Here is a 17,308-nt window from a genome sequence, read left to right as displayed (position 1 = left end):
GTAAGAGAGGATGAAATTCATGAAATTGTCGGCTTTTAAGAAACCGGTGTCGTTCTTATTGAGTGCTGCATTGTCGCTTACGATCGTATCGGGCGCATTCACCGTCCAGTCAAGCAAGGCTCTTGCCGCGCCATCGACGGAGGAAACCCGATTCCTGCAGATGTATCAGCAGCTTAAAAATCCGGCCAATGGCTATTTTTCGCCCGAAGGAATTCCTTATCACTCCATCGAGACCTTGATGAGCGAGGCTCCGGATTATGGTCACATGACGACCTCGGAGGCGTACAGCTACTGGCTGTGGCTCGAGGTGCTGTACGGGCATTACACGGGAGACTGGAGCAAGCTGGAAGCCGCTTGGGACAATATGGAGAAGTATATCATCCCGGTAAATGAGGGAGACGGCCGCGAGGAACAGCCGACGATGAGCTACTATAATCCGAATAGTCCGGCGACTTATGCGGCGGAATATTCACAGCCGGATCAATATCCGAGCCAGCTGAGCGGGCAGTATCCGGCTGGCAGGGACCCGCTGGATGCGGAGCTTAAAGCGACGTATGGCAATAACCAGACGTATTTGATGCACTGGCTTCTGGACGTGGACAACTGGTACGGATTCGGCAATTTGCTCAATCCCAGCCATACGGCAACCTATGTGAATACGTTCCAGCGGGGCGAGCAGGAGTCGGTATGGGAAGCCGTGCCGCACCCGTCCCAGGACAATAAAACGTTCGGTAAAACCGGGGAAGGCTTCATGACGCTGTTTACTAATGAAAGCAGCGCGCCGGCCGAGCAGTGGCGCTATACGAATGCGACCGATGCGGACGCGCGGGCCATTCAAGCCATGTATTGGGCCAAGGAGCTGGGCTACAACAACCCCGTATATCTGGACAAGGCTAAAAAAATGGGAGACTATTTGCGTTACGGGATGTACGACAAATACTTCCAGAAGATTGGAAGCGCTTCAAATGGAACGCCAACAGCCGGAACGGGCAAGGATGCGAGCCATTACCTGATGGCTTGGTACACCGCATGGGGCGGCGGCCTGGGACAAACCGGCAACTGGGCTTGGCGGATCGGGTCCAGCCACGCCCACCAAGGGTACCAGAACGTCGTAGCGGCTTACGCGCTCTCTAACCCGAACGGCGGCCTGGTACCGAACTCTCCGACAGCAGGCCAGGATTGGACAACTTCCCTGAAGCGCCAATTGGAATTCTACACCTGGCTTCAATCTGCGGAAGGGGCGATTGCCGGCGGAGCAACCAATAGCTGGGACGGCTCGTATAAAGCATACCCTGCAGGCAAGAGCACATTCTACGGAATGGCTTATGACGATGCACCGGTCTACCACGATCCGCCTTCCAACAATTGGTTCGGCATGCAGGCTTGGCCGGTAGAACGGATTGCCGAGCTGTACTACATTTTAGCCTCCAATGGCGATACGACTTCGGAGAATTTCCAAATGGCTAAGCAGGTCGTAGAGAAATGGGTCGACTGGTCCATGGATTATGCCTTTGCCAACAGCCGGCCTGTAACCGACTCCGAGGGCTACTATTTGGATCATCAGGGCAACCGGGTGCTCGGCGGCAATAATCCGGCGATTGCAACGGTTCCGGCGCCTGGGGAGTTCTGGATTCCAAGCAATCTGGAATGGTCCGGCCAACCAGCGACCTGGAACGGCTTCAGCAACCACAACGGCAACCCTAATCTCCGTGTCGTAACGAAGAACCCAGGGCAGGATGCGGGCGTTCTCGGCAGCTATATCAAGGCGCTGACCTTCTTTGCAGCCGGCACCAAAGCCGAAACCGGTAACTATACGGCGCTGGGAAGCCAGGCTGAACAACTGGCCAAAGCGCTGCTTGATGCAGCTTGGGGCTATAATGACGGCATAGGAATTACGACCGTTGAGCCGCGCGAGGACTACTATCGTTATTTCACGAAGGAAATCTACTTCCCTAACGGCTGGACAGGCTTATTCGGTCAAGGCAATACTCTGCCTGGATCGAATACAGTGCCTTCGGATCCGGCTAAGGGCGGCAATGGCGTATATGCAAGCTATGCGGATGTCCGTCCGGCCATTAAAAATGATCCGCAATGGCAGTATTTGGTGGACAAATACAATAGCTCCTGGGATCCGCAGACGAAGAAATGGACGAACGGGGCTCCGGAATTCACGTACCATCGCTTCTGGTCTCAAGTCGATATGGCGACGGCCTATGCTGAATATGACCGTCTAATTAATAGCGACCAAGGCGGCCCGGTAGAGCCTGTAGCGCCAAAAGCTCCATCGAAGCCGAATGCGGTTGCAGGTGATGGCGTTGTCAGCCTGTCCTGGAACAATGTGAGCGGCGCTGACAGCTATACGGTAAAACGGGCAACGACAAGCGGCGGGCCTTATACGACGGTAGGCACAACCGCCCAAGCCTCCTATACCGACTCTAATGTAGTCAATGACACGACATATTATTATGTGGTCAGTGCATCCAACAGCGTCGGGGAGAGTCCTGATTCTCCGGAGGCAAGTGCGAAGCCGACAGCTGTTCCTCTTCCGGTGCAAGGCGACTTGACGCTAGAATACCGTACGAATGATACGAATCCGGGAGACAACCAGTTCCGTCCACAGTTCCGGATCGTGAACAACGGCGATACGGCTGTATCGCTCAGCGATGTGAAAATTCGTTATTACTACACGATCGATGGCGATAAGCCGCAGGAATTCCATTGCGATTACGCCGCCGTGGGCAGCGGCAACGTCAGCGGAACCTTCGTCAAGCTGGATTCGGCCAAGACCGGAGCTGATTATTACTTGGAAATTTCCTTCGCTCCGGGAGCGGGAAGCTTGGCGCCGGGAGCCAGCAGCGGTGAAATCCAGATTCGGGTGAATAAGACGGACTGGTCCAATTATAACGAAGCCGATGACTATTCGTATGATGCCACCAAGACCAGCTTTGCCAGCTGGGAGAAGGCACCTCTGTATTTGAACGGAAATCTGGTATGGGGGATTGAGCCCTAAAGGTTAGCTCAGCGTCCAATCTGCTGATACGGCGGATTGGACGCTTTTTATTACAGGAAATTTTACTTGGTCAGCCTTATTCCCTCGGATTGTGATAAAATCCAATTGTAGAAATAGGAGGCTGATGCACCGTTATGACGTTTATTCGCAAGCTGTTCGTATTTGCATGGCTTCAAGCGCTATCCTGTATATTTCCGCTGATCATTTTCGGAGCCCTTGCGCTGACGAAAGTAATCCAGCTGCCGCTTCTTCCTAGATATGACTGGATTCTACTGATTTGCTTGCTGGCACAGGCAGGGATGATCCTAAGCAAGCTGGAGACACTGGATGAGCTAAAGGTAATTTGCATGTTCCATGTCATTGGTCTGGGACTGGAAATTTTCAAAGTCCATATGGGCTCTTGGTCTTACCCCGAAGCCGCCTGGAGCAAGGTGTTTGGTGTTCCGCTGTACAGCGGATTCATGTATGCCAGCGTAGCCAGCTATATATGCCAGGCCTGGAGACGGCTGCAGCTGCAAATTACGGGCTGGCCCAAATCAGTCTATGCCGTTGCGATCAGCACGGCAATCTATCTTAATTTTTTCACGCATCATTTTATCGGTGATTATCGCTGGATACTCCTGCTTCTCCTGATTGTCGTATTTTTTCGCTGCACGGTGTATTTCACGCTGGAAGAGCGTACATTTCGCATGCCGCTGCTGCTCTCCTTCGTCTTGATCGGCTTCTTTATTTGGATTGCCGAGAACGTAACTACCTTCCTTGGCGCCTGGAAATACCCGAATCAGGAGGAGGTGTGGAGGCTCGTCCATATCGGCAAAATCAGCTCGTGGCTTCTGCTCGTTGTGATCAGCATTATTATTGTTGCTCAGCTGAAGCATGTTAAAATGGGAAGATCAGGCCCGCAGCAAGGCGTGCCAACGAATCAATGGGAGAGTGGCGCATGAACAATTCAAAGGGGATTTTCTATTATATCGTATGGATGATCGGTGCCTTTTTGCTCGTTTACTACAGCAGCAGCTTCTTTGCCATGATGGAGCATCAGCGGACGATTCTTTACAAGACAGACAATATGCTGCTGGCCAACATGCTATATTCCTTTGTGTTCGGTTTGTATCTGAGCCTGCTTAACGGATGGCCTTCCCGGAGAAAAATGAATAAACCGCTGTTTTTCTGCGTGTTTCTGCCATGCTTTTTGGTGTGGATTTATCCTATCGCCTCTACGTATATTAAAATTATCGCTATCGCTGAATATTTTCATTTGGTTCAAAAGCGCGAGTTCTTCTTCTTCGGCCTCATGAGCGGACTGACGTTAATCAGGAGCTTCTTTGCAGCCCGGTAATCATTAGAATAACCGCCGCTGATGCAATGTTTATGGATGGAGCCAGACCGCTTAAAAATGATCATTAGGAGGCTATACCTGCTTATGTCTTTTGCTAATCTTGTCGTATTAGTTACCGGAGCCGCCCAAGGAATCGGGCGCGGCATTGCGGAGGCCTACGCTCTCCGCGGTGCAGCAGTCATTCTGGCCGATTTGCAGCCCTCGGCTGGGGAACAGTCTGCAGAAGCCATCAGGCAGGCAGGTGGGCAAGCCGTGTTCATTCCTTGCGATGTCCGCAGAGAACGGGACATATCGGCCATGGTAGAGAATATCGGGCGTACATATGGAAGAATCGATATTGTTATTAATAATGCGGGAGTGTCCCGCTTCAAACCGTTCTTCGAGCTGACGGCGGATGAGTGGGATGACGTGCTGAATACGAATGCGCGCAGCTGCTTTCTCGTTACCCGGGAGGCAGCCAAATGGATGAAAAAGCAGGGGGGCGGCTCCATCGTCAATATCTCCTCGACCCGCTCCCTGATGTCTGAACCGAATTCCGAGGCCTATGCTGCTTCGAAGGGCGCTATCGTGTCGCTGAGTCATGCGATGGCCGTATCGCTAGGTTCCGAGGGAATCAGGGTGAATTGCATCAGCCCTGGGTGGATCGAGACGGGCAGCTATGACGAGCTTCGCGAGACTGATCATGCCCAACATCCGGCGGGCCGGGTAGGCCAGCCCGAGGATATCGCGCGGGCCTGCCTGTATTTGACGCATCCAGACAACAGCTTCGTCACCGGGGCGCATATGGTCGTCGATGGCGGGATGACTAGGAAAATGATCTATGAGGAATAAGAGGCGGTTCCACATCTAGCGCCAGGCTAGCGCAGCAGGAGTATTTCCGGGAGCATTCCTGCTGCTGCTCCAATGATAACTATGCACCACGGAGGCAGTCTAAAGAAAACAAGCACCGCGAACAAGCAAAGTGCGATCACGAAATCCAGGGGCCCGAATATGGCGCTGGTCCAAATAGGATCGTATAGCGCGGCCAGCAGAATCCCTACCACCGCTGCATGAATGCCTTGAAGCGCTCTTTGCATGGCTGCGCTGCGGCTCAGCCAGTCCCACAGCGGCAGGGCGCCAGCGACCAATAGAAAGGCCGGGAGGAAGATAGCTATTGTCGCTACGGCCAGCCCGGGTGCTCCCCCATAGATCGCGCCTAGATAGGACGCAAAGGTAAAGAGTGGCCCTGGAACAGCCTGGGCAGCACTGTATCCAGCGATGAAATCGGACTGGCTGACCCAGCCTTGCGCGACGACCTCCTCTTGGAGCAGCGGGAGCACCACATGACCTCCGCCAAAAACGAGTGATCCTGCACGGTAGAAGCCGTCAAGCAAGGGGAGCAAGCCGCTGTTTGCCCATCGGCTAAGCAGGGGAAGCAGCAGAAGCAGGGCAAAATAGAGCCCTAAATAAACGATGGCTGGCCTATAGCGAGGGGCATCCGGGCGGTCTTCAGCTGCCCTAGGCCGCTCCGGTTGTACTAAGGCCGTCTCTTGCCGCTGTAGGAAGAGGCCGAGCAATGCCGCTGCCCCGATAACGATGATCTGGCTGAGCGTGCTGGGCCACAGCAGCGATAACGAGGCGGCGCCAATGGCGATCGCCGCTTTGCTCCGGGTGGAAGCCAGCTTTGCACCCAAGCTCCATACGGCTTGAGCGACGATGGCGACGGCAGTCAGCTTCAGCCCATGCAGCCATGGCGCTTCGCCAATATTCATTTGCTGCACAGCAATAGCAAACAGACCTAACAGCAGGGCGGAAGGCAGTGTGAAGCCGAGCCAGGCTGCAGCAGCTCCCAGGAATCCGCTGCAGCGCAGGCCAATGCCGATGCCGACCTGGCTGCTTGCTGGACCGGGCAGAAGCTGGCATAGGGCGACGAGGTCGGCGTAGGCTTTCTCTCCGATCCATTTGCGGCGGATGACATACTCCTGATGGAAATAACCCAGATGGGCTGCAGGACCTCCAAACGAGGTTAATCCCAGCTTAAGCGAGGCCAAAAAAATATCTTGAACGGGGACCTGGGACCGGTGCTTTACTGCCTTTTTATGCGGCGCTGTATTAATATCCATGATATTCGGAAGTTCCTTTCCCAATGTTCTTGTACTGATTAATATCTTGTACCGTTAAACTTATCGGGTTATTCATCGCTCTAACATTATCATAGATGTATTAACTAAGCGTAAATTGCGGAAATTCCTAGGTCAGCCCGCTCATTTATTTACCGGACCAAACGAGATATACTTAATAAACTAGTTGATTGACTTAAAGGGGGATTCAACGCCATGCAGGAAATCGCTGTCTATAAATCCATCGCGCTCGATCTTGCCCAGCGTATCGTCAGCGGGGAGCTGGCCGTCCATAGCAAAATATCGGGGCGCACCTTGCTGGCGGCCCAGTATCACGTCTCTCCAGAAACGATCCGCAAGGCGATTGGATTATTAAAGGACGAGGGCATCGTCTCCGTCTCGCAAGGCAAGGAGATTGTCGTCATATCGGACCGGAAGGCCGAGGAGTATTTGGCAAGCAGCAATTATTTGAAGTCGGCCTATTCGTTGAAACGGGATCTGGAGCTTCTGATGGCGGAGAAGAAGGAAGTGGATCGCCGATTCGAGGTTCTGCTGAACAAGATTACGAAGGCTTCCGACCGGCTGCAGAACCTGACGCCTTACAACCCGATGGAGGTTCTGATTAAGGAACGATCCCATGCGGTAGGGAAGACGATCGGCAACCTGCAATTCTGGCAGAATACCGGGGCTACCGTAATCGCGCTGCGCAGAGGCACGAGGATTTCGATCTCGCCCGGACCTCATGTTATTTTGCGGGAGAATGACAGTCTTGTCTTTGTTGGAGACCCCAAAATTTACGATAAAACCGAGCGATTTGTTAATCAAATTATAGAATAGAGCACGGACGAAAAAAGGTTGGCCCTAAGGCGATTTTGCCAGGGTCAGCCTCTTTTTTTGTCATAGTGATCCTTTTTTTGACATACAACTTATTTATAAATATAAGGTTGTCAGTTGTCGGGAGGTTTGCTATAGTAATACCTATTGATGCTTCCAGCACAGTAAGAAACTATCAATGTGGCTGACTCAAAGTCAGCTTTGGGAGCAGGCGAAAAACAGAATTTCAAGGACAAAGGAGGCAGAGATGCTGAAATTTGAAGAAGTAAGCAAGACATATACAAACGGTTATCAAGCAGTAAAAAATATCAGTTTTGAGGTGGCGGCAGGAGAAATTCTGGTGCTGATCGGTCCCAGCGGCTGTGGAAAGACGACTTCCATGAAGATGATTAACCGCCTGATTCCGCACACCTCCGGCAAAATATACGTGCAAGGCAAGGACATTACGCAGGAGAATCCCGTAACACTGCGCAGGAACATCGGCTACGTCATTCAGCAAATCGGACTCTTCCCCCATTACACCATCGAAGACAATGTTGGCTTAATTCCCGAGCTGAAGGGATGGACGACGGACAGGAAAAAAGAGCGGGTGAATGAAATGCTCCGCTTGGTCGGGCTTGATCCGGAGGTCTTCGCGAAGCGGTACCCGAAGCAGCTCTCCGGCGGTCAGCAGCAGCGGGTCGGTGTCGCCCGGGCCTTAGCGGCGGATCCAGATATTATTCTGATGGATGAGCCGTTCGGCGCTCTTGACCCGATTACCCGGGAGCAGCTGCAGGATGAATTATTGCGGCTTCAGCAGGAGGTAAGAAAGACCATCGTATTTGTAACGCATGACATGGAGGAGGCTCTGAAGCTCGGCGATAAAATCGCCATTCTACGCGATGGAGAGCTGGTGCAGATCGATACGCCGGAGCGAATTCTAAGTCATCCGGCCAATGAGTTCGTAGAAGGCTTCGTCGGAAAAAATCGCCTCTATCAAAATCCCGAATACATTCCGATCACGGCGATCATGCGCGATAACCCTTCAACAACACTCCCAGGACGCAGTCCGAGCCGGGCGCTTACGTTCATGAGGCAGAGGAAGACCGATACGCTGCTCGTAAGCGATGAGGCAGGGAAGCTGCTGGGCATTGTCTCGGCGTACGATGTCTCCGCCCAGATGGACAGCTCGATGACCATCCGCGAGATCATGCAGCCGCCCCAGGTGGTTCTGCAGGATACGGCGACGGCCAGGGATGCCCTTGCCCTGATCACGCAAGCTCCGTTTGGCGTTATCCCGGTGGTAACGGAAGCAGGCATAATTGCCGGCATCGTCACCCGCAGCAGTCTGTTAACAGCATTTGCCGCTCAATGGGTAGGGGGTGAAGAGGAAGCATGAGAGATAAATCTTTGTGGGAGCAGTTGATCCATCAATTCGATATGCGCAAGGGCGAGCTGGCCCAGTCTCTATTGGTGCATATTGAGCTCGTGCTGCTGTCGATGCTGCTGGCAATTGTCGTCGGTGTCTCCTTAGGCATCATGATTACCAGAGTGAAGCAGCTCAAAGGCATTACGTTGGGAACCGCCGGAGTGCTGCAGACGATACCGAGCCTCGCGATGCTCGGGTTCATGATCCCGCTCTTCGGCATAGGCATGAAGACCGCGGTAGCCGCATTGTTTCTGTATTCGCTGCTGCCGATTATCCGCAATACGTATGCCGGGATTACTGATGTGGACAAGTCGATTGTGGAAGCGGCGCGGGGGATGGGCATGAAGCAATGGCAAATCTTATTCCGCGTTCAGCTGCCGCTCGCGTTGAGCGTCATCATGGCCGGCATACGTACGGCTGCGGTAATCAATGTCGGGACGGCAACGCTGGCCTCTTTTATCGGTGCAGGTGGTCTTGGAGAATATATTTTCCTGGGCATACAGCGCAACATTGAGGCTCTCACCCTGCTAGGTGCGATCCCCGCAGCCGTTCTTGCGCTGATTATGGATTATTTGCTTGGCCTGCTGGAGAAGGTAACGACTCCAAAAGGGTTGAAGGTTTAGCAAGGTAAGAGATGCTCTGGCAAGGCATGATTTGTATGATTTGTAGCAGGGTTTAAGCAGGATCAGGCTGAGTCAGGCCTGATGCAGATGATTTAATAAAACGGAGGTTGAAGAAACCGATGAAATGGGTAGCGATAAGCAAAAAAACGGCAGCAGGCATGCTGGCATTGCTATTGGCCGCGATGCTTCTAAGCGCTTGCGGAGGAGGAACAAATAAAGGAGCCGGCGCAGAAGGCACGGGGGAAATTACCGTTGGCTCAAAAAATTTCACGGAGAACATGCTGCTTGCCTTGATGATGGCAGAATTAATTGAAGCCAAAACGGACCTCAAAGTGAAGCGGCAGGTTAACCTGGGCGGCTCCAACGTCGCATGGGGCGCGCTGAAGAACGATGAAATTCAGCTGTATCCCGAATATACGGGAACCGTCGTTGCCAACTATTATCAAGAGGAAACCGGCAATTCGGCGGAATCCCTCGCTAGAACGAGAGAGCTCCTGGCCGAAGACGAGCTGGTTTTCCTGGAGCCGTTCGGCATTAATAATACGTATACGTTAGCGGTAACAAGAGAGACTGCAGAGAAGCATCATCTCGAGACCTTCAGCGATTTGGCAAAAGTGTCCGAGGATATGATTCTAGGCGTCGAATTCGAATTTCTCGATCGGGACGACGGCTTCCCCGGAATCCAGAAGCTGTACGGCATGAACTTCAAGCAGCAGAAAGGGATGGATCACGGCATCATGTACCAGTCGATCGCGAGCGGAGAGACGGATGTAACGAACGCTTATGCTACGGACGCACAGATTAAGGTTCATGATCTGGTCATTTTGCGGGACGACAAGGAGTTTTTTCCACCGTATGATGCCGGACCAATCATCCGTAAAGCGACATTGGAGAAGTACCCTGAGCTAGAAGAGGTACTGAACCAGATGAGCGGCTTGATCACCGATGAGGAGATGCAGAAGCTGAATGCCGACGTGGATGTCGAAGGAATGAAGGAGGAAGAGGTCGCTCGTCAATTTCTGATTGACAAAGGATTGATAGAAGGCTAGTTTTATCAGCGGGCTTCTTGCCCGCCGATAAGTACAGACTGCCCGTTCTGCTGATGATATCGCAGAATGGGCAGTCTCTCTTGTTTAGCCTATTGGCCTAGAACGGCTTGAGGCAGAAGACTGATCATGCATAGGGTCGGATGGGGAGCGGCGCCGGAAGATGCCTTTTTGGTGTAACTTTAACAGGGAAAATGCGTAATACATGGTAGGCGTTCTTACTTTAATCATTAGGAGGGTTCCAAATGCGCATAGGCATCATCGGTCTTGGAGACATAGCCCGCAAAGCATACCTGCCGGTTATATCGGCTATTGAAAATATAGAACTTGTACTGTGCACACGCAATTCCGAAGTCCTTAGTTCAGTAGCAAATCAGTATCGTATCAGAGAAACGGCAAATCGGCCCGAGCAATTGATCGCTGCCGGAGTAGATGCCGCATTCATACATACAGCTACGGAGTCGCATGCCGGGATTATTGAGCGTCTGATCGAACACGGCATCCATGTATATGTAGACAAGCCTATTTCCTACTTCTACGAGGAATCCGCCAGACTGGTCGAGCTGGCTGAAGCCAAGGGAGTCAAGCTGATGGTCGGGTTCAACCGGCGTTATGCTCCAATGTATGCGGCCATGAAAGAACAGAACGAGCGGCGTTTGATGATCCTGCAGAAGAACCGGGCGGCACTCCCCGATTTTGCGCGCCGCTTCGTCCTGGACGATTTCATTCATGTTGTGGATACGGTACGCTATTTATCGCCAGGGGAGATTAAAGACACGCGAATTTCAACCTATCAGCGGGATGGGAAGCTGTATCATGTTGTTCTGCACCTGGAGGGAGACGGATTTACAAGCATGGCTGTCATGAACCGCGATAACGGGATAACCGAGGAGACGCTTGAGGTGATGAATCCGGGGAACAAATGGTTTATTGATGGATTGAACACAACCAGGCATTTTCATGCCGGGAAAGAGCAGCTGATCAAGTTCAATGATTGGGATCCGGTGCTGTGCCGCAGAGGCTTTCATCAGATCATTGCGGAGTTCCTGAACAGCGTAAGGAACGGGACGCCGGACGGACTGCCCGCTCGTGACGCCCTTGAAAGCCATCGCTTGTGCGAGCTTGTCGTCAAGCATGCTGAGGAGCAGGGTGCCGATGTTTGGCTTGGGTAAGCCAAGATAGAAGATAGAGGGGAAGACGAACAAGCTCAGTGGAGGTGGACAACGGATGTATGAGGACATGAATGAACGTTTGGCAGAGCTTAAGGAGAAGGGGCGGAAGAAGGAGAAATGGGAGCAGCGCCACCAGCAGCTGAAGGAAGAGCTGGCCGCATTGGAGCGGGCTAGAGAAGAGGCTAGCCGGAGACTCGCTGCAGAGGAGAAGGACGTCAAGCAACTGACAGGCTTGTCATTGTCCAATTTGCTGTACACGGTTCTTGGCAAAAAGCTGGAGAAGCTAGATCAAGAGCAGCGCGAGGCGATTGAAGCCAAGCTGAAATACGATGAAGCCGACCGGGCAGTGCAGCATATTGAACAGCAGATCGCCGCTATCGAGAAGCAACTGGCGGAGGTGAGATTCTGGAAGCTGGATTATGATCAGGTGTTCGAGGCCAAGGAAAGACAAGTGCTAGAGCAGAACGAGGAGCTGCGAACTTTGGCGGAAGAGCAGGCGGCATTAAGTGTACAGAACAAGGAATTGGAAGAGGCGCTGCAGGCCGGACGTTCGGTCGCCCACGACTTGGATTGCGCCATCGAAAAGCTGCGATCGGCTAAAAATTGGGGGACCTATGATATGCTTGGCGGCGGAATGATTTCAACCCATATCAAGCATGGCCGCTTGGATGAGGCGATGGATTATTTATATCGCTCCCAAAACAGCCTGCGGCATTTCGAGAAGGAGCTGCGGGATGTAGGCGAGCAGCTGCCGGTTCATACTGAAATCGGCGGATTTCTCAAATTCTCGGATTATTTCTTTGACGGCTTCATTATGGATTGGATTGTCCAGGGTAAAATTAATGACATGCTGCAGCAAGTGGAGAACAAGCGGTCAGAGATAAATCGGATTCTATCCCAACTGAACGACTGGAAACGCAAGGTCGAAGCGGATCTGACGGTAAAGCGCCAAAGTTATGTACGCAGCGTGGAGCAATATACGGATTAGATCAATAAAGGGATCAACCCGCGCAGAAAAAGGAAGGGATTATCTATCGCTGAACCGCGATAAATGATCCCTTCCTTTTTGTAAGCTTAAGCTGCTGTCCACCGTCTCTCTCATTAAGACGAAGGGTTCAGGCGCGGCCGCACCAGCAGCAAATAGCTGAGCAGTGCACCAAGCTCCGCGATCGCGATAACGATGACCATCGGCAGAGCGGTATGCTCGCCGCCGAGCCCTACAAGAGGAGCGACCGCAGCTCCGAGAATATACGGGATGAGTCCGAGCAGGGCTGAGGCGCTGCCCGCAGCTTTGCCCTGACTCTGCATCGCCAATGAGAAGCCAGATGTTGAGACGATCCCTACACAGGCCACTACGAAGAACAGCGGAATCAGCACGGTGATCAGCGTTCCTCCAAGAACAATCGAAGCCAGCAGGCCGATGGAGGCTGTTACCGCCAAGGCTAGTCCAAGCTGCAGCATCGAGGCCTCCTTGACCCTGCCAGCCAGCCGGCCGGTAACCTGGCTGGCTATAATGATACCTACTCCATTCGCGGCGAAGATCAGGCTGTACATTTGCGGCGATACCTCGAACACATTTTGCATGACAAAGGACGAGCCGGATATGTAAGCAAACATGGCGGCAGAGACTAGACCTTGCGTCAGGCAAAAGCCGACAAAAAGGCGATCTCCGAGCAGACGGCGAAAAGTCATGCCAGTTGCGCTTAATCCGCCGGATTGCCTCCGCTCCTTCGGCAGTGACTCGGGGAGACCGAACAGTACCGCGATCATCATAACAACGCCGATCAAGGACAATACTACGAATACACCTCTCCAGGACGTATACTGCAGCAGCTGCCCACCAAAGATCGGTGCGAGAATCGGTGCCGCCCCGTTCACGAGCATAAGCATGGAGAAGAACCTCGTCAGCTCCGAGCCAGAGTATAAATCCCGCACGACGGCCCGCGAAATTACGATTCCCGCTGCCCCAGACAGGCCCTGAAGAAACCGGAGAGCAATCAGTCCCCAGGCTGAGGGCGCGAAGACGCACAGCAACGAGCTGATAGCGTAAATGCAAAGAGATAGTAGGAGTGGAGAGCGGCGTCCTCGCACATCGCTCATCGGACCAGCCACGAGTTGGCCAAGGGCTAGTCCCAGCAAGCAGGACGTAAGGCTAAGCTGAGTTACGGAAGCTGTCGCCCCGAGTTCTTCCGCCAGTTTGGGGAGCGCCGGCAAATACATATCCAGCGAGAGCGGACCAAAGGCCGACAAGCTGCCGAGAATGAATATTGCCTTTAGCCGAGCCGAGGGCGATAAGGGAGTTGCGGTCGAATAATCGCGAGTGTGGGAATTCATAATCTGAAAAGACATCCTTTCGAGACAATTGCAATAATTGCTTGGTTGCAGCGTATAGACGCGCATTATTTCATTATACTATATCCATGAAAATAATCGGTGAAAATGTTGCGATTCCGCCGAATATTCTTGTCGCCTGTTATGGCGGCGTTCCGAATGTTTAAAGATGGTTAAAGATAAGAAAAGGGCTGCACCCGGATAAGGAGGCAGAGTTGACAATGAAACCAAAATGGTGGAAGGAAAGTGTTGTATATCAAGTCTACCCGATCAGCTTTAAGGACAGCAACGGAGACGGGATCGGCGACCTTAAGGGCATTATCTCCAAGCTGGATTATTTGCAGGAGCTGGGGGTTAACGTAGTCTGGATCAGCCCGATCTATAAATCGCCAGGCCACGATAACGGATATGATATTAGCGACTATTGCGATATTGATGAACAATTCGGGACGATGGAGGATTTTGACCGTCTGCTGCAAGAAATGCATGCCCGCGGGATGAAGCTTATGATGGATTTGGTTCTGAATCACACCTCGCACATGCATCCGTGGTTCCTCGAGTCCCGCCAGTCCAAGGACAATCCCAAAAGGGACTACTACATATGGCGGAAAGGGAAGAACGGCGGGCCGCCGAACAACTGGGAATCGTACTTCAGCGGCTCGGTATGGGAGTACGATCCGCAGACCGATGAATATTACCTGCATTTATACTCCAAGTATCAGCCGGACTTGAATTGGAACAACCCCGTAGTAATCGATGAATTGCACAGAATGGTGGAATGGTGGTTGAAAAAGGGAGTCGACGGCTTCCGCTTTGATGCGATCTCTCACATCGTCAAGGCCGAAGGGCTTCCGGATGCCCATAACCCGAACAAGACAACAACCGTCCGGGCTTATGAAATGTTCTCCAATTTGGAGAATGTTCATACTCTGCTGCAAAACCTGCATGATAAGGTGCTCTATTACTACGACATTATGACGGTCGGAGAAACCTCGGGCCTGGGCCCCGAGCAAGCGCTGGATTACGTAGGCGACGGCCGGCGCGAGCTGAACATGACCTTTCAATTCGAGCATATGTTCGTCGATGCCGCTTCCTCAGGGAGCGGGAAATGGGACGTCGTTCCTTGGAACCTGCTCGAGCTGAAGAAAATTATCAGCAACTGGCAGAACGTTCTCCATGGCCGGGGCTGGAATGCAAATTACTGGTGCAACCATGACCAGCCGCGCTCGGTGTCCCGATTCGGGAACGATATGCTGTACCGGGTGCCTTCAGCGAAAATGCTCGCCACCTTCATTCATACGCTTGAAGGAACGCCTTATATTTACCAGGGAGAAGAGATCGGCATGACGAATATCGCCTTTGAGTCCATTGACGATTACCGTGATGTGGAGACGCTGAATTACTACGAGGAACAGCGTAATAACGGGGTGCCGGAGGAAAAAATTATGGAGGCGCTCCGCAAGAGGAGCCGGGATAACGCACGTACTCCTATGCAGTGGGATACAAGTCCGAACGCAGGCTTCACTACGGGGAATCCGTGGATGAAGGTGAATTCGAATTATAAGGAGATCAATGTAGCGGATGCGCTCCAGGATCCCGACTCCATTTTCCATTATTACAAGAAGCTTATTCAGCTTCGCAAGCAGCACCAGGTTATCGTCTATGGCGAATACAAGCTGCTGCTGCCGCTGCATCCGGAAATCTACGCCTATACCCGGACACTGGATAGCGATCAATTGCTGGTGATTCTGAACTTTTTCGAGCGGGAGCCGGTGTTCGAGCTGCCTAAGGATATTAGCAGGGAGGGGCTCGAGCTGCTTATTTCAAATTATCCTACGCAGCAAAATGAAGACTTGTGCAGTCTGAAGCTGCGCCCCTATGAAGCCAGAGTTTATTTGCAGCGTCTGCCTAAACCTGCCGAATGAATAGGACAAAACGACCGCAATTGCGGTCGTTATGGCTTGTTCGCTTATTCGACTTTCATCTGCCTGTCCCGCTGGATCCCGTTCTTGATCAGCCAGTCATGGTAGAAATATTCGAACACAGTCAGCACGAGCGTTATGGTGAGTACCTCCGGCAGTGTCATCGACCAGCCGTTGTTAGCGGCCAGCGCCCAAATGAACAAGTAGGCCAGGACGGCATCGATCATCGTCGCCAAGGCATTCGTAGCCCGAGGCAGTACGAACAGATCAACCAATAAAAACGAAAAAGCTGCCAGACCGAGAGCAGACAGCAGGGAAGCAAAGAAAGAGGCATTGCTCGTGAGCATGAAGAGCCCTACAAGAATGAGGCAGCTCCAGACAGTTTTGATAAGGATTCGCTTGGTCATGATGTCCTCCTCTTAGTGATGTACACTCATGATACCCAGCTTGCCGCAGGAGATATTCAGCGCCCATAACCTAAAAGATTGGAGAAGTTCGTCTATGCTACAGGATTGCATTATTGTCGGAGGCGGAATCGCCGGGCTGCAGGCCGCAATTCAACTGGGACGTTACTCGGCCTATGATGTTCTGGTCGTTGATGCCGGAGAAGGCAGGTCGTCGCTCTGCCGCTGCTATCACAATATTTTAGGCTGGCCGGAGGGGGTGTCAGGGGCAGAACTGCGGAGACGGGGCAGAGATCAGGCGGAAAGCACGGGTGTCCGCTTCGTTAGAGACAAGGTGACCACGGCCGTGCGGAGCGATGCCGGAACGATCCGGCTTACGGGGGAAACGGGCCGGACGTACGAGGCGCTTACTTTGCTGCTTGCCACTGGCGTAAGCGATCGTATTCCTGAAATTCCCGGACTTGTTCCGCTGCTCGGAAGCAGCGTGTATATATGTCCGGATTGCGACGGGTATGAGATTGAAGGCAAGCTTACCGTTCTGATGGGAGCCGGCGATGCCGGGGCCAATATGGCGCTTCTTCTTGCCGAACGGACAAATGAGCTCACTTATGTGAACCATGAGGCATCGGCTGTCTCCCCAAGGCTGCTGGAGCAGCTTCGCCAGGCGGGAGTCACCTATATGGAGAGGGCCATTGCCGAAATACGCCCTGCCGCCGAGGGCCAAATTGAGCAGATCGTGCTGAATGACGGAACGGTTTTGTTAGCGGAGAGAGGTTTCATAGCGTTTGGCGGGAACCAGGTGCATTCCGGGCTGGCAGAACAGCTGGGAGCAAAGCTGAGCTCTAACGGTCATGTAGAAAGCGACCCGCGCAGCAAGCAGACGAGCGTGGACAACGTTTGGGTCGCCGGCGATCTAGCACTTCATGCCGAGCAGGCGACCGTTGCTATGGGCGAGGGATCGATTGCTGCAATCTGGATCAATAAGGCGCTGCGAAAGCAGAGAGCAAAGAGGGAACCGTCAAATTAACGTTGAGTCATGAGCCCTCTCGGCAGGCAAGCCATACCAGCAGGACTAACTCATTCGCTCACATCATAGATATGATGGTATAATAAGGTCGAT

General features: G+C 52.7%; 15 protein-coding genes. 12 read left to right on the top strand and 3 right to left on the bottom strand.

Translation table 11 applies throughout. The annotated features are described in order from the left end of the window. Nucleotides 1–19: 19 nt before the first annotated feature. From BN2762_RS18295 to BN2762_RS18280, 4 genes are all read left to right on the top strand, one after another. Nucleotides 20–3,010 carry a glycoside hydrolase family 48 protein gene (locus BN2762_RS18295; protein WP_055108328.1) on the top strand — a complete coding sequence of 997 codons (2,991 nt, stop codon included), beginning with the start codon at nucleotides 20–22 and terminating at the stop codon, nucleotides 3,008–3,010. Between the two features lie 134 nt (nucleotides 3,011–3,144). Further along, nucleotides 3,145–3,954, top strand: coding sequence for a DUF817 domain-containing protein (locus BN2762_RS18290; RefSeq protein WP_055108327.1), 810 nt, complete (start codon nucleotides 3,145–3,147; stop codon nucleotides 3,952–3,954). Then, entirely contained in the window at nucleotides 3,951–4,349 is a 399-nt protein-coding gene (locus BN2762_RS18285) for a hypothetical protein (RefSeq protein WP_055108326.1), read from the top strand. Before BN2762_RS18290 ends, BN2762_RS18285 begins: the two co-directional genes overlap by 4 nt. An 84-nt stretch (nucleotides 4,350–4,433) precedes the next feature. Further along, entirely contained in the window at nucleotides 4,434–5,180 is a 747-nt protein-coding gene (locus tag BN2762_RS18280) for an SDR family NAD(P)-dependent oxidoreductase (RefSeq protein ID WP_055108325.1), read from the top strand. Between the two features lie 26 nt (nucleotides 5,181–5,206). Here BN2762_RS18280 and chrA read toward each other — a convergent pair whose 3' ends face one another. After that, a complete protein-coding gene (chrA, locus tag BN2762_RS18275; RefSeq protein ID WP_055108324.1) occupies nucleotides 5,207–6,451 on the bottom strand; it encodes a chromate efflux transporter in 1,245 nt (414 codons plus the stop codon). A 213-nt stretch (nucleotides 6,452–6,664) separates the two neighbouring features. On the opposite strand from chrA, the gene BN2762_RS18270 reads away from it, so the two are divergent. The 6 genes from BN2762_RS18270 (at nucleotide 6,665) to BN2762_RS18245 (ending at nucleotide 12,519) form a co-directional block, all read left to right on the top strand. After that, nucleotides 6,665–7,285, top strand: coding sequence for a TrkA C-terminal domain-containing protein (locus BN2762_RS18270; RefSeq protein ID WP_055108323.1), 621 nt, complete (start codon nucleotides 6,665–6,667; stop codon nucleotides 7,283–7,285). A gap of 244 nt (nucleotides 7,286–7,529) precedes the next feature. Continuing rightward, on the top strand, nucleotides 7,530–8,660 hold the full coding sequence (locus tag BN2762_RS18265; protein ID WP_055108322.1) for an ABC transporter ATP-binding protein: 1,131 nt from the start codon (nucleotides 7,530–7,532) through the stop codon (nucleotides 8,658–8,660). Next, nucleotides 8,657–9,313 (top strand): ABC transporter permease, encoded by a 657-nt coding sequence (locus tag BN2762_RS18260; protein WP_055108321.1) that lies wholly within the window; start codon nucleotides 8,657–8,659, stop codon nucleotides 9,311–9,313. Before BN2762_RS18265 ends, BN2762_RS18260 begins: the two co-directional genes overlap by 4 nt. 119 nt (nucleotides 9,314–9,432) lie before the next feature. After that, entirely contained in the window at nucleotides 9,433–10,362 is a 930-nt protein-coding gene (locus BN2762_RS18255) for a glycine betaine ABC transporter substrate-binding protein (RefSeq protein WP_187386552.1), read from the top strand. 242 nt (nucleotides 10,363–10,604) lie between these two features. Next, nucleotides 10,605–11,531 carry a Gfo/Idh/MocA family protein gene (locus tag BN2762_RS18250; protein ID WP_055108320.1) on the top strand — a complete coding sequence of 309 codons (927 nt, stop codon included), beginning with the start codon at nucleotides 10,605–10,607 and terminating at the stop codon, nucleotides 11,529–11,531. A gap of 55 nt (nucleotides 11,532–11,586) precedes the next feature. Beyond that, complete coding sequence (locus BN2762_RS18245) at nucleotides 11,587–12,519, top strand: hypothetical protein (RefSeq protein ID WP_055108319.1); 933 nt, start codon at nucleotides 11,587–11,589, stop codon at nucleotides 12,517–12,519. 113 nt (nucleotides 12,520–12,632) lie between these two features. Here the strand turns inward: BN2762_RS18245 and BN2762_RS18240 are convergent, their stop codons facing one another. Then, on the bottom strand, nucleotides 12,633–13,865 hold the full coding sequence (locus BN2762_RS18240) for a multidrug effflux MFS transporter (RefSeq protein ID WP_055108318.1): 1,233 nt from the start codon (nucleotides 13,863–13,865) through the stop codon (nucleotides 12,633–12,635). Nucleotides 13,866–14,083: 218 nt separating this feature from the next. On the opposite strand from BN2762_RS18240, the gene BN2762_RS18235 reads away from it, so the two are divergent. Beyond that, nucleotides 14,084–15,787, top strand: coding sequence for a glycoside hydrolase family 13 protein (locus BN2762_RS18235; protein WP_055108317.1), 1,704 nt, complete (start codon nucleotides 14,084–14,086; stop codon nucleotides 15,785–15,787). A 44-nt stretch (nucleotides 15,788–15,831) separates the two neighbouring features. On the opposite strand, the gene BN2762_RS18230 is transcribed toward BN2762_RS18235, so the two are convergent. Next, on the bottom strand, nucleotides 15,832–16,191 hold the full coding sequence (locus tag BN2762_RS18230; protein WP_055108316.1) for a DUF2512 family protein: 360 nt from the start codon (nucleotides 16,189–16,191) through the stop codon (nucleotides 15,832–15,834). Between the two features lie 94 nt (nucleotides 16,192–16,285). Here BN2762_RS18230 and BN2762_RS18225 point away from each other — a divergent pair, with 94 nt between their 5' ends. Next, on the top strand, nucleotides 16,286–17,215 hold the full coding sequence (locus BN2762_RS18225; protein WP_055108315.1) for an NAD(P)/FAD-dependent oxidoreductase: 930 nt from the start codon (nucleotides 16,286–16,288) through the stop codon (nucleotides 17,213–17,215). Nucleotides 17,216–17,308 lie beyond the last annotated feature (93 nt).

Origin of the sequence: Paenibacillus ihumii (assembly GCF_001403875.1) — a bacterium.
In the GTDB taxonomy this organism is placed as follows: Bacteria; Bacillota; Bacilli; order Paenibacillales; family Paenibacillaceae; genus Fontibacillus; species Fontibacillus ihumii.
Note: the sequence above shows the minus strand (reverse complement) of the source record. Positions and strands in the feature narration are given on the sequence as shown.

Bases quoted from the DNA above. Each gene is read 5' to 3' on its own strand.
- BN2762_RS18295 (WP_055108328.1), top strand. From the start codon at position 20: ATGAAATTGTCGGCTTTTAAGAAACCGGTGTCGTTCTTATTGAGTGCT.
- BN2762_RS18290 (WP_055108327.1), top strand. From the start codon at position 3,145: ATGACGTTTATTCGCAAGCTGTTCGTATTTGCATGGCTTCAAGCGCTA.
- BN2762_RS18285 (WP_055108326.1), top strand. From the start codon at position 3,951: ATGAACAATTCAAAGGGGATTTTCTATTATATCGTATGGATGATCGGT.
- BN2762_RS18280 (WP_055108325.1), top strand. From the start codon at position 4,434: ATGTCTTTTGCTAATCTTGTCGTATTAGTTACCGGAGCCGCCCAAGGA.
- chrA (WP_055108324.1), bottom strand. From the start codon at position 6,451: ATGGATATTAATACAGCGCCGCATAAAAAGGCAGTAAAGCACCGGTCC.
- BN2762_RS18270 (WP_055108323.1), top strand. From the start codon at position 6,665: ATGCAGGAAATCGCTGTCTATAAATCCATCGCGCTCGATCTTGCCCAG.
- BN2762_RS18265 (WP_055108322.1), top strand. From the start codon at position 7,530: ATGCTGAAATTTGAAGAAGTAAGCAAGACATATACAAACGGTTATCAA.
- BN2762_RS18260 (WP_055108321.1), top strand. From the start codon at position 8,657: ATGAGAGATAAATCTTTGTGGGAGCAGTTGATCCATCAATTCGATATG.
- BN2762_RS18255 (WP_187386552.1), top strand. From the start codon at position 9,433: ATGAAATGGGTAGCGATAAGCAAAAAAACGGCAGCAGGCATGCTGGCA.
- BN2762_RS18250 (WP_055108320.1), top strand. From the start codon at position 10,605: ATGCGCATAGGCATCATCGGTCTTGGAGACATAGCCCGCAAAGCATAC.
- BN2762_RS18245 (WP_055108319.1), top strand. From the start codon at position 11,587: ATGTATGAGGACATGAATGAACGTTTGGCAGAGCTTAAGGAGAAGGGG.
- BN2762_RS18240 (WP_055108318.1), bottom strand. From the start codon at position 13,865: ATGAATTCCCACACTCGCGATTATTCGACCGCAACTCCCTTATCGCCC.
- BN2762_RS18235 (WP_055108317.1), top strand. From the start codon at position 14,084: ATGAAACCAAAATGGTGGAAGGAAAGTGTTGTATATCAAGTCTACCCG.
- BN2762_RS18230 (WP_055108316.1), bottom strand. From the start codon at position 16,191: ATGACCAAGCGAATCCTTATCAAAACTGTCTGGAGCTGCCTCATTCTT.
- BN2762_RS18225 (WP_055108315.1), top strand. From the start codon at position 16,286: ATGCTACAGGATTGCATTATTGTCGGAGGCGGAATCGCCGGGCTGCAG.